Here is a 13,223-nt window from a genome sequence, read left to right as displayed (position 1 = left end):
TTGTTACGATTGAAAATATTAATTATTGAAGATGAATTCATGATTCGAAAAAAATTACGCCATCTCTTAGAACATTTAGAAATTGAAGGAATGTGCATAGACGAAATTCAAGAAGCCGAAGATGGAATTGATGCAGATCAACTCTTACAGGATCTAGCATTCGACATTGTCTTTACGGATATTAATATGCCAGAAATGGATGGTTTATCCTTGCTGGAGAAATCAGCCCACTATCACCCTGCTGCACAGTGGGTTATCATATCCGGCCATGATTCGTTCCAGTATGCACAGCAGGCGATTTATCATGGTGCAAAAGACTATCTTTTGAAACCGATTACAAGGAATAAATTAAATGAAACGATGCAGCGTTTAGTAGAAAACATTAAAAAAGAGCGGAATAATTTCATTGAAATCGATGAGATAGACGAGATGTTAGCAAACCTGGAATCAGCCATTTGGGTCTTAGATGGTGATCTTGTGAAAGAAATCATGAGGACGTGGGGAGATAAAGTAGAGAAAAAACATTTAAAGCTATCATACTATCAAAGTGTAATGAACCATTTATTAAAAACCTTAGTGGATCGGATTAACCAAAAAGGAAGCATCAGCCTTGATGTTACATATCATTTGAAGGGAGAGCAAATCATTCATATTACTACCCAATTTGTGGAAAATTGTTTACAGGTGATTGATATGGCAAAAGTCCAAAGGAAAGGAAAGTTTGTAGATCCGATTGAGGTAGCCAAGGAATATATGAAGAAAAATGTCTGCGCCAAAGTAAACCTAGAGGATGTCGCTCAAATATTAGGTCTCAACAGTAGTTATTTTAGTCAATTATTTAAAAGGGAAACAGGACAGACATTTGTCGATTATCGTATTCATTTAAGAATGGAAGCAGCAAAACAGCTACTTGAGCGTAGTAATATGCGGATTATTGATATTTCTAGTGAAATTGGATATGATGACGCACCGCATTTCACCAAAACATTTAAGAAATATACTGGCACCTCGCCGAAAGAATATCGACAGACATTAGGGATCAAAGCATGAAGAAATGGCTCCACAGTATGAACCTTTTTCAAAGATTGATGCTATACTTTGCCATTGTTATGATTCTACCTTTGATTATTGTGGCAAGTATCATTTACATACAAGCATCTAATAGTCTTGAGAAACAAACGGAAAACTATCTTGAACAAGTTGTCACAGCAGTATCTTTTCAAACCGATCGTTTTGTAAAGAATTATGAGTTAGTAACCCTGCCGCTTGTTTCCAACCCAAACGTAAAGCATTTCCTTGATTTGGAAGAAACGAATGTGACGGTGCAAGAACATGTCCGCTATCAATATTACGAGGAACTATGGACCATGATGGATACGATCATCATGCAGAAGCCTGAAATTAAGAGAATGTACATAATGGGTGATAATGGGAGACATATTGACTTACGGGATAAGGGAAGTTCTTTTTCCGAAGAAAAATATAACCATTTAAAAAAGATCACCCCGGACAGCGGAAAAATGATCATTTTTCCGTCGAATCAAAACGGTAGTATTACCCTAACGATTGCACGAAAAATCAGAGGGATGAAGTCGTTTACACCAAATGGAATCTTGATGATTGAAATTAATTCTTCCGAGTTAGGAGAATTGTGGAAAGAGGCTAACTTAGGTAATGAAGGGTTTTTTATGATTTCGGATCAGGATGGAAAAGTCATTTTTCATCCTGACTCAAAATTTATTGGTAATACCTTAAAAGATGTGGGTAGAAAAAATATTGTTCAATTTAACCAGGGTACTTTTTTTGATCAATGGAACAATGAATCCACATTTTTTCATTTTTTAACTTCCGATTATACGGGATGGAAACTGATTGCAGCCGTGCCTGAGTCACAGCTGTTGGCTCCCATTTCCGGTGTCCGATTGACGGGTATTATATCGGGCATTGTTGTCACCATCATTGCCCTTATATTATCCCTAAATTTTATTATGCAGATCATGAAGCCAATCAGGTTGTTAGAACGAGCAATGAAAACAGTGGAGCATGGTACATGGAAAAAGGTACCGAACCTTTCAAGAAACGATGAAATAAGTAGTCTACTTAGGAGCTATAACAACATGGTGGACAGGCTCTCCACGCTGGTTGATCAGGTCTATAAGGCGGAGTTAAAGAATAATCAGGTCAAGATTGAATTGCAGGAAAGAGAGCTTGAAAAACAACAGTTAGAGATCCAGGCACTACAATCACAAATTAATCCACACTTTTTGTACAACACCCTTGAAACAATGAACGCGTATGGCGTTATTAATGGAGTGGATGAAATTTCAGAAATGTCAGAGGCCTTAGCAAATATGTTCCGTTATTCTGTCCGGAATTTTGAATTGGTGACATTAGCGGATGAAATTGAACATGTTAAAAGCTATCTTACCATTCACGACCACAGAGTAAAAAAACCTATTAAACTGGTATTAGAAATCGATCCTACTTTATATCATGCCTCCATAGCAAAGCTCAGTCTTCAGCCACTTGTTGAGAATGCGATTCAACATGGCTATCGGAAAGGAATGCCGGAAATTGTGATAACGATTCGAGCAACCGAACTTGGTTCTAGTCTTCATGTCTCTGTCATCGACAATGGCAGGGGAATGACAAATGAAAAATTAATAGAAATTCAGGAGGCTATGTCGCCTGATAGAAAAAACAGGCCGGAACTCAGAAGCGATCTCGGGATTGGCGTCACCAATGTAAATAGACGGATTCAACTCCTTTTCGGCGATCAATATGGATTGGAACTAAGTAGTAAGGTAAATGAAGGGACTGTGGTTTCAATAGTTTTACCAAACCACCCTCCACAAAGTAAAACAGGAAAAACATGAAAGTCTAAAAAAAAGCCAACAAGGTCTAAAATTAGTCCGAAGAACTGTAGCATGGCAATTGATAAGATGGAAGTAATCAAATTGATTTTTGGTTTTTAATCATAATAAGGGGGTAATGATATGAGTTTCGATCTTAGCGGAAAAGTTGCACTAGTTACAGGAGCAGGCGGCGGTATTGGCCAGGCGATTGCGATTGATTTAGCAGCAATTGGGGCAAAGGTAGCCGTGAATTATTTAAGTAATCGAGAAGGTGCAGAAGAGACCATCCGAATGATAAAAGAGCAGGGCGGAGAAGCAATCATGTTTCAAGCCGATGTAACGGACATCGATCAGATTGAAGCACTTGCAGCCGAAGTGCAGGAAAAGCTAGGAACAATTGATATTCTGGTAAATAATGCAGGTCATTTGGTCGAGAGAAGAAAGATTGAAGATATGACAATGGATTTATGGCGCAAGATCATCGATGTGAATCTAACATCGGCTGCTTTTATGAGCAAAGCGGTTATTCCTGGCATGAAAGAAAAAGGAAGCGGTACCATTATCAATCTAAGCTCGGTCGCTGCACATGATGGAGGCGGACCCGGTGCAGTGCCATACGCAACGACAAAAGGAGCGATTATTACCTTCACAAAAGGTCTGGCAAAGGAGCTAGCACCATCAGGAATACGAGTTAATTCACTTTCACCTGGTTTTGTGGATCAAACAAAATTCCATGCTACATTCAATACGGAAGAAGGTCGAAAGGCAACCGTTGCAAAAATTCCATTGGGCCGAGGAGGCGTTCCAAAGGATATCAGTGGGGCGGTTCTATATCTAACATCTCCATATGCTTCTTTTATTACAGGAGAGACGATTGAAATCAATGGCGGCATGTTCATGAAATAATTGAAATAAAATGCCTAAAATAGAGTGGGAGGAATATAGATGCAATCAATCTATCAACCGGAAAGCGGAATCTTAGATGTAAAATATTCTCCAGATGAACAAACGATCCTAATTGAGAACCCGCCTCGGTTTACATGGATGCCGGTTCAATTAGAAAATGATCTATATAGTATGCAAATTTCACAAAATAAAGAGTTTACACCAGAGCTGACGAAAACGATTGAACACATTCCGTTTAACTTTTATACACCAAACAGCCCGCTAAAACCAGGCACTTACTATTGGCGATATTCCTTAGTAGGCTCCACAGATTGGAGTGAAGCACGGAAATTTGATGTTCCTGAAAATCTACCTAATACTCCTCTTCCTAGCAGAGAGGAGCGGTACAAAGAAGTGAATCTTGCACACCCGCGGTTGTGGTTATCACCTGACCAGGTTGAGCAATTTAAAGTGAAAATAAAAGAAAATCCACAGCACTGTAATTGGAGTACCTTTTACGAAAAGTCAGTTACACCCTGGCTGAAACGAGAATTAATGCCTGAACCAAGCCCTTATCCAGAAAATAAGCGGGTAATCAAGCTATGGAGACAAATGTACATGGATTGCCAGGAAACACTTTATGCCATCCGTCATTTGACTGTTGCAGGTGTCTTACTTGATGATGAAAAGATTCTAAAGCGGGCAAAAGAATGGCTTTTACATGTGGCCAATTGGGACACAGAGGGAACAACTTCAAGAGATTACAATGATGAGTCTGCCTTCCGGATTGTGACTGCACTGGCTTGGGGGTATGATTGGCTATTCCATCACTTATCTTCCGAAGAAAAAGGTCTCGTTCGTCACAGTTTACGAAGAAGAACTGAACAAGTGGCTGATCATGTTATGAAACGGTCCAAGATTCATCAGGTTCCATATGACAGTCATGCTGTACGTTCATTGTCTTCTGTTCTCATTCCTTGCTCGATTGCCTTACTGGATGATACTCCGGAGGCACAGGAATGGCTCGATTACACGCTTGAATATTACGCAGGTCTTTACACACCATGGGGAGGTAAAGACGGCGGCTGGGCTGAAGGTGGAATGTATTGGACAACTGGGATGGCGTACTTGATAGATGCGTTAAATCTGGTGAAAAATTATCTGAATCTAGATTTCTATCATCGGCCGTTTTTCCAAAGTACAGGTGACTTCCCTCTATATTGTTATAGTCAGGATACACGCCGCGCAAGTTTTGGAGATCAATCCAATCTTGGCGAACGCCCTGGATTGAAGACCGCATTTAATATCCGCCAGTTTGCAGGAGTCACCGGTAATGGCTGGTATCAATGGTATTACGAGCAGGTAAAAGCATGGGATACAGAAGCTGATCAAAAGTTTTTCAATTATGGCTGGTGGGATTTCCCGTTCGATGACATGCTTTACCTTCATGATTTTCCTGAAGTAGAAGCCATTCCCCCTGCAGAAGCTGAGCCGGTCAAGTGGTTTAAGGATATCGGCTGGGTGGCTTTTCACGATAAGATGAACCAACCCGAGGAACACATTATGCTGTTGACAAAGAGCAGTTCATACGGGTCATTGAGTCATAGTCATGGAGATCAGAATAGTTTTCTCCTTCATGCTTTTGGTGAGCCGCTGGTGGTCAGGTCTGGCCATTATGTAGGCTTTAATAGTACCATGCATAAAAAGTGGAGAAGGCAGACTATCTCTCACAATTCCCTCTTAATCGATGGTGTTGGTCAATATGCGGATGGAAATAAAATCCTTAATAAGCAGGCAAATGGTGCTGTACTAGAAGTGATATCAAAAGATGAATATAGTTATGTACGAGAGGATGCCACAAACGCTTACAAACATACTGTTCCTTATTTAAATAAATTTGTAAGAGAAATCTATTTTGTTAATCAATCGTATTTTGTTATTGTCGATTCCGTCGACTTGGACCAGCCAGGAAGAGTTAATTGGCTTCTGCATTCCTTACATGAAATGGATATCAATGACCAAGTGTTTAAGATTGCAGGGGACAAGGCAGATCTCGAAGGAAGATTTATTTACAGTTCTTCAGGAGATTTGAATTTGGACCAAAATAATGAGTACAAGGATGTCGATCCTTCTGAAGTGGAAGGATTACCAAGAGAATGGCATCTTCAGGCCACAACGAAAAAAGCAAAAGGTCATCGAATTGTGACACTGTTGACTCCTAACCGTAAAGGAGAAAAGAAATACGTTTCGTATTTTATGGATGACCAGGATCATGGAGTACATTTATACTTAACGGAGAATGGAAAAACATTCCGAGTAGAAGTAGCAAAAGCATATTAAGATCGGGAGGTATAGAGATGAGTAATCAACTCACATGGGAAGCGGCAGAACCAGGTGTAAAAAGAAAGATTTTTCCTCCAGGGGATTCGATCATGATGATGGAGGTTCATTTTGAAGAAGGGGCCGTGGGTTATGAACATAGCCATCCCCACGAGCAGTTTACCTACTGTTTAAGAGGAAAATTTGAATTTACCATCGAAGGTGATACCACCATTATCGGACCTGGAGAAACGATCTTTATTCCGGGTGGGGCAAAGCATGGGGCGAGGGCATTAGAAGCCGGTGCCATTATTGACACGTTCACCCCGTTAAGAAATGATTTGCTAAAGCAGTGAAGAAGTGCCAGGTGCCGTCCGAATTTGGATGGTGCCTGGCACTTTATCGTCTTGATAGTGGTTGAATGATTTTATGAAGAAAAAGACAACATATACTAGAACTGTTGTAAATAAGTTCCTTTACAAAGCTAATATACGTAATTATCTTCCACTAAAATCTTCAAACAAGGAGAAAAAAATGACAGTAGTTACTACTTCAAGTGAGGCTATAACCGAAAAAAAAGAAACCTTTATGAATAAACTTTTAGGAGCTATCAGTGGGAGTTTTGCACCTATTTTGGGGGTACTGGCTGGCTCTGGATTAATTTCAGCCTTGCTTACAATATTAACAACCTTTGGATGGCTTTCGAATGAAAGCGGCACCTATGCCATTCTTTCTGCAGCGGGACATGCTATTTTTTATTTCTTTCCCGTTTTTCTGGGGATTACTTTGGCGAATAAACTAGGTGCTAATGGATTTGTCGGAGGAAGCATTGGTGCGGCACTTTTGGAACCGCATTATGTAGATTTAGTAACCTCAAAGGCACAAGATGTAACGTTCTTAGGGGTTCCGATTATTTTAGCGAATTATTCTTCGACTGTTTTTCCAATCTTAATAGCTGTTGCTATTTATTCAATACTAGATAGGTCTTTGAAAAAAGTAATCTATAAAGACTTACAAATGTTTATTAATCCCCTTATTTCGTTAGTGGTGATTGTTCCACTGACCATATTAATCTTTGGCCCCTTTGGTACATATGTTGGCGAAGGCTTATCCGTGGTGATCCAATTTTTAAGTGCGAAAAGTGGAATTCTGACAGGGGCAGTCATGGGTTCCGCCTGGTCATTCCTGACAATACTGGGACTTCACTGGGCAGTTATCCCTATTTTCCTAGCCAATCTAGCTGCCACAGGATTAGATCCGCTAAGTGCAATGGTAGCTGCAGCTCCTTTTGCCCAAATGGGAATGGGATTAGGGGTCTTTTTTAAAACGAGAGATAAAGACTTGAAAACACTTGCTGCATCTGGACTTGTTCCGAGTGCCTTAGCCGGTACAACTGAAATTATCACCTACGGTATCCTCGTGCGCTTCAAAAGAACGATGATTATTGTAGCGATTGCTGGTGCGATTGGTGGTGCAATTAATGGAGCACTAGGAGTAAAAGGAACTGGTTTTGCTCTCCCGAGTTTCTTGTCTATCCCTGTATTTACACCGATTGGACTATTTTTACTTGGTACATTAACTTCACTTATTATAGCAATGGTTCTTACCATTTTATTGGGATATGAAGGGAAGAATGATTTAGCTCCTGTTAAAACAGTAAGAAATGTAAAAAGAGAAACCATTTCTAGCCCATTGAGTGGAGAAATTGTTCCGTTAAGTAAAATTACAGATCCACTATTTTCTACGGAAACAGTTGGAAAGGGAATTGCCATTGAACCAATAAAAGGGGAAGTGATTTCACCAGTTGATGGTTTGGTTACCACTTTATTTCCAACTGAGCATGCAATTGGTATTACCTCAGAAGATGGTGCTGAAATATTAATTTTTGTTGGTGTGGATACCATTAATCTGAAAGGTCAACATTTTACCTCTGTGGTAAAACAATGGGACAAAGTTAAGCGCGGTGACCTGCTGATTCAATTTGACATTGAAAACATTAAAGCTGCTGGCTATGATCTAAAAACTCCTGTTGTCATCACCAATAGCGATCAATATTTAGACGTTGTTTTAATCAAAGAAGGAAACGTACAAGCAAAGGATAAATTAATCAGACTTGATGTATAAAATAATCGGTTAGGATTATTCTCCCACCCATTGTAAAGAGAAATTTATAATCATTACATTTAAGAAGTTGCTTTGGCGGCTTCTCTTTTTAAGGAAATTAATAATTTAAGACTCTTGTTGTATATAATATCTTTTTTCAAAAAGTTAACATGGGATCCTATGATTGATCAATTTCTTGTATGATTCATAATTGAGCTATAAAATAGCAATGAATCACAGAAATTGAGGTATTTAAATGAAACGTTACAAATTAATTTCAAATTTCAGAGATCAATATAAAAAGGGAACTACCTTCTTTGTAATATCTGAATCTGAGTTTATTGGTGTTAAAGAGTTCGTTTTGCAAACAAAGAATTTAGACGGCAAAATCATTCTTACAGAAAAAGAATTGAAGGATCATTTTAGACAAATATACTAATTCATACAAAGAGCTCTTATCAAACATGTAGCGTTTCTTCAAATTGCGGAGACGCTTTTTTTCGAACTGGGAAATTTATCTTTTATTTATCAGAAATTTCTATATAATAAATTTAGGTGCGATCACTTCAGTGTAATTGTAGTGCTAAATTTTTTTTAGATTTAAAATGGAGGGGAAATATTCAATGTCTAATGAAAATGAGGTTTTATTAGATAGTGGAAAACCAAAGGGTCCAAAATTAAAAGTAGAAAGGAAAGAGGGAGAACCGACTCCAGCTTTCATAGGGGCTTCTTGGGCAGCACTATTGGTTGGTGTTGCAGCCTATCTCATCGGCTTATTTAATGCAGACATGCAGCTGAACGAAAAAGGATATTATTTTGCAGTTTTAGTATTCGGACTTTATGCCTCGGTATCATTACAAAAAGCAGTTAGAGATAAAGATGAGGGAATACCAGTAACGAATATTTATTACGGAATTAGTTGGTTGGCACTTATTATTTCTATTTCATTAATGGGCATCGGTTTATACAATGCAGGAAGTATTGTTTTAAGCGAAAAGGGATTTTATGGAATGTCATTTGTTCTTAGTTTATTTGCAGCCATAACGGTTCAAAAGAATATCAGAGATACACAAAGGGCAAGAGAAAGAGAGTAAGGAACAGCGTTGGTCCAAATTGGATTGACGCTATTTTTTTGTAGTACTTCCCGAAAGTCTAAGACTCTACGTTATCATATCTTTAAGGAAATCAGTACAGGTAAGGGTAGATTGGAATATTTCAAGCTAATGTAAAATATTTATATAAAAAAAGAAAGTATTTGGTACAAGAAGTGTCCCTGTATAGCTTCTAGAAGGGAGCAAATTCTTTGAATCGAAATAGAAATGTCCAATTAACGATTTTTTTACTTATTTGCATACTTGTCGTCCTTATTATTAATTTACTTCTCAATATTAGAATTTACTTTGTATTAACTACGAGTTTGGGACCGATTCTATTAATTGGCTTAATAATTTTCCTAATTGCACTTTTCTATTTCCAAGGGTAAACAAATATATTGTATTCACACTTCCTAAATGGTAAAATATAACTCCATATGAATGATAACATCTGCAAACCTATTGTAGATGTTTCTTTTCGTTTCGGAATTTCTTACTAGAAAACCATATTGCGAGGTGACGAATAAAGAGAATGAGCACAAAAAAACAAAAATCAGTTCGTGAACATAAGGATTATCAAACAGAAATTGAGCGTTTGGAGTTTACAAAGGAATACATAAAAAATGTTTTGGAAATGTCGAAGGGGAATAAAGAACAATATGTTGAGAATCTGAAGGAAGCCTTTGCTAATCTTGATACCTCAGATAGTAGTTTAAGCTATATGACCCTTCTTACAAATGCTCAATATTTAGAACTTGCGGCGAGTGAGTTGGAAAGGTTAGCAAGTGTTATTGGTAAACCGTACTTTTCAAGAATTAATTTTAAAAACTCAGGTGATACCGAAGAAGAAATATTGTATATTGGAAAAGCTTCCTTATTTGACCGAGTCAATCAAATTCCCATTATTGTCGATTGGCGGTCTCCGATTGCAAGTGTTTACTATGATGGTCGGCTAGGGGATGTTACCTATGATGCCTATGGTGAATTACAAAGTGGATATTTATCGTTAAAAAGACAGTATGAAATTGAAGAAGGCTTTTTAAAAGAGATTCGAGATATCGATTTAACCACACATGATGAACTATTGCAAAAAACCTTATCTGGAAAAGCAGACAATCGCTTAACCGAAATTGTCGCCACCATTCAAAATGAGCAAAATGAAGTCATTCGCGCATCACTCAAACACCCCATCATTGTTCAAGGAGCTGCTGGAAGTGGAAAAACAACCATCGCTCTCCATAGAATTTCCTACTTTCTCTACTCTTCTGGATATCGATTTCCTCCAGAAAAATTAATGATCCTTGCACCAAATCGATTGTTTATTGATTATATTTCAGCAGTCCTTCCTGACTTGGGAGTAAAGAAAATTAAGCAAACCACCTATAGTGATTTCATGAGAAACTGTTTGGGCAAAAAAATAAAGTTATTATCTCCGAATTCAAAATTAATCGCCCTTTTAAAAGGGGATGAAAAAACCAAATGGATACAGTGGATTTCTGGTTATAAAGGTTCTCTCGAATTTAAAGCAGTCATAGATCGGTATTTGAGGGAAATCGAAATAAACTTTGCTCCTTCAGAGGATTTTATCGTTGAAAAATCCCTTCTCATGAAAGGCGCAAAAATCAAAAGATTATTTTTAAAAGAATTTCAATACTTACCGATTTATAAGCGACTGGATAAAATTAAAAATTTATTGGCCAATGATTTAAGGCTAAAAAAATCAATAATCTTAACAAAAATTAATAGTAAATATGATGACGCATTAGAAAAGGCCCTTTATAGCACAAGAATGGATACAGATAAGAGAAGAGAAAAAGTAGTAACCATCATGGATTTAAAAGAGAAACGATTACGGACAGTAGAGCAAGAATCAAAGGTTGCGATAAAAAATTATATGGATCCTTTTGTAAAAAAAGATATCTTTACTCTTTACAAGGACCTGATGACTTCTCCTGAACTCATTCAAAAGTATTCACCTATTCTTTCAGAAATAGAATGTAAGAAGTTGAGTCGGTACTGTCAAAAAGTCTTTGAAAAAAAGGCACTGGAACTAGAGGATTTAGCCCCGTTATTTTACATGAAGGCGAAACTAGAAGGCATCGAAGAACCTTTTAAAATGAAAAGTATTTTCATTGATGAGGCTCAGGACTATAGCTATTTTCAATTTGCTGCAATGAAAGAAGGGTTTGAGACCGACCTATTTACGATTGTGGGAGATTTAGCCCAAGGGATTCATTCCTATCGCGGGTTAAACAGTTGGGAACCATTAGTAACGGACGTTTTCCCAAATGCCAATTATCATGCTTTGCAGAAGAGCTATCGGACTACTGTCGAGATAATGCAACTAGCCAATGACATTCTTTCGATTATGGGTAAAGACTTGCCAACTGTAGAACCAGTCATTCGTCATGGGGACAAACCACGCTTTACTAAAATTGATCCTGGCGATTTGCAAAAGCTAAGGGAAACACTTGAAAACGATATCCATGTACTCAAGGACGAAGAACTTAACTCGATTGCGATTATTGGAAGGACCGACAACGAATGCATACGGATACAAAAAATGCTAGAAAATAGCAATCTTCCAATCCAGCTATTAGAAGAAAAAGAAGATATGAAAAAAGGCAGCGTTGTGATCTTACCTTCTTATCTTTCAAAAGGATTGGAATTTGATGCTGTATTGATTGTAACGTTGGAAGAATCCTACTCTGATGGAGAGTTAGATATCAAATTGTTATACGTAGCGATGACAAGACCGATGCATCGGTTGTATTTATATGCGAGTACGCAATCTGATTTATTATTAAATAAAGCTGCATCGATACATTTTGATAATGAGTGTTGAAAAGCGTGAAGAAGTATCAGGCACCAGCTAAAATTATGTAAGGTGCCTGGTACTTTATTTTGTTCAATGCTTCAATAACGAAGGATCGCTTTTTCTCACCTAAGCCGAGTCTAAATTTGGTATATGTACAAACATCAAAACCTTTTGTGCATAAACTATTAAGGACTCGTTTTAAGGGGAGGTGAATTTCATGCATTTTGGTCAATCCTGGCCGCAATGGCACCAGCAACATCCTCACGGTAATTGGCAACAGTGGCAGCAGCAACAGCATCATCACCAGCAACAGTTTCCTCAAGGCTCTTGGCAACAGTGGCACCAGCAACATCCTCATGGTACTTGGCAACAGTGGCACCACCAGCAACAACACCAGCAGCATCCACAACCACATCTGCCATTCATCCCTTGGCACCTATGGCATCAGCAGCATCCTCACGGTACTTGGCAGCAATGGAATCATATGTATCAAGGAAGATAACGGAATTATTGAATAGGGGGGTGAAAATTCACCACCTAAATATTTGAAGATTATCATTATACAATTTTGGGGGCGATGCTTCAATAGTGAAGGATCGCTTTTTCCTATTGATTTATCGAACAGCATTTAGCATTTTTAAATAAGTTCCAAAAGAGTTATGATGTAAAATGATTATGTATTTATTTTTAAGGCTATGTTATTACCCATTGTTGATTTTCGTGTAGGTATAAGAATTCATAGGCGGAGAATTTCCGGTTATTGTCTATAGTGGAGGCTTTAGAAGCAGAAATAAGCGGAGATATTCCGCTTAACTGCTCTAAATAAGACAAAATCCACCGATTTGGATCGTATAACCGGAAAAACTCCGCCTATTTTAAGGGAAATATGGGTATTTCACAATATAACCGGAATTTCTCCGCTTATATTTCGAACAGCGTGAAATCAACATTCAGTTATAACAGAGCAATTTTTAAAAATATTTTACGACATTAAGAATTATAAAAAGGTTTATCCATCCGAAATAATAGTGAAATAGAATAATACGCACATAAAAAAGGGTACTTTTAGTAACTGGTTATCTCCCTTCTTCAAAAGTGCTCAACCCAAACTAAACAGATCTAATATTTCTTTCGGATTTGTGTAACCTA

General features: G+C 37.9%; 10 protein-coding genes. 9 read left to right on the top strand and 1 reads right to left on the bottom strand.

Annotated elements, in window-relative coordinates; all coding sequences use genetic code 11:
* Positions 1-9 precede the first annotated feature (9 nt).
* The 9 genes from BLR86_RS20090 to helD all read left to right on the top strand — a co-directional run bounded on the left by BLR86_RS20090 (position 10) and on the right by helD (position 12,101).
* On the top strand, positions 10-1,050 hold the full coding sequence (locus BLR86_RS20090) for a response regulator transcription factor (RefSeq protein ID WP_175492983.1): 1,041 nt from the start codon (positions 10-12) through the stop codon (positions 1,048-1,050).
* Positions 1,047-2,876, top strand: a complete 1,830-nt coding sequence (locus BLR86_RS20085) for a cache domain-containing sensor histidine kinase (protein WP_090765754.1) — start codon at positions 1,047-1,049, stop codon at positions 2,874-2,876. The genes BLR86_RS20090 and BLR86_RS20085 overlap by 4 nt, the downstream gene beginning before the upstream one ends.
* Positions 2,877-2,996: 120 nt before the next feature.
* The gene (locus BLR86_RS20080) at positions 2,997-3,761 is read left to right on the top strand and encodes an SDR family NAD(P)-dependent oxidoreductase (RefSeq protein ID WP_090765751.1); all 765 of its coding nucleotides are present in this window, start codon (positions 2,997-2,999) and stop codon (positions 3,759-3,761) included.
* A 39-nt stretch (positions 3,762-3,800) separates the two neighbouring features.
* Entirely contained in the window at positions 3,801-6,080 is a 2,280-nt protein-coding gene (locus BLR86_RS20075) for a DUF4962 domain-containing protein (protein WP_090765748.1), read from the top strand.
* Positions 6,081-6,097: 17 nt separating this feature from the next.
* Positions 6,098-6,415: a cupin domain-containing protein gene (locus BLR86_RS20070; RefSeq protein ID WP_090765742.1), complete on the top strand. Its 318-nt coding sequence runs from the start codon at positions 6,098-6,100 to the stop codon at positions 6,413-6,415.
* Between the two features lie 178 nt (positions 6,416-6,593).
* Positions 6,594-8,183: a glucose PTS transporter subunit IIA gene (locus tag BLR86_RS20065; protein WP_090765739.1), complete on the top strand. Its 1,590-nt coding sequence runs from the start codon at positions 6,594-6,596 to the stop codon at positions 8,181-8,183.
* Between the two features lie 235 nt (positions 8,184-8,418).
* Positions 8,419-8,601 carry a hypothetical protein gene (locus tag BLR86_RS20060; RefSeq protein WP_090765736.1) on the top strand — a complete coding sequence of 61 codons (183 nt, stop codon included), beginning with the start codon at positions 8,419-8,421 and terminating at the stop codon, positions 8,599-8,601.
* Between the two features lie 184 nt (positions 8,602-8,785).
* Positions 8,786-9,256, top strand: a complete 471-nt coding sequence (yiaA, locus tag BLR86_RS20055) for an inner membrane protein YiaA (protein ID WP_090765733.1) — start codon at positions 8,786-8,788, stop codon at positions 9,254-9,256.
* Between the two features lie 532 nt (positions 9,257-9,788).
* A complete protein-coding gene (helD, locus tag BLR86_RS20050) occupies positions 9,789-12,101 on the top strand; it encodes an RNA polymerase recycling motor HelD (protein WP_090765730.1) in 2,313 nt (770 codons plus the stop codon).
* Between the two features lie 188 nt (positions 12,102-12,289).
* Here helD and BLR86_RS26220 read toward each other — a convergent pair whose 3' ends face one another.
* Complete coding sequence (locus BLR86_RS26220; protein ID WP_175492982.1) at positions 12,290-12,496, bottom strand: hypothetical protein; 207 nt, start codon at positions 12,494-12,496, stop codon at positions 12,290-12,292.
* Between the last annotated feature and the right edge of the window lie 727 nt (positions 12,497-13,223).

It is taken from the genome of Bacillus sp. OK048 (assembly GCF_900103525.1).
Taxonomy (GTDB): Bacteria; Bacillota; Bacilli; order Bacillales; family Cytobacillaceae; genus Neobacillus.
Note: the sequence above shows the minus strand (reverse complement) of the source record. Positions and strands in the feature narration are given on the sequence as shown.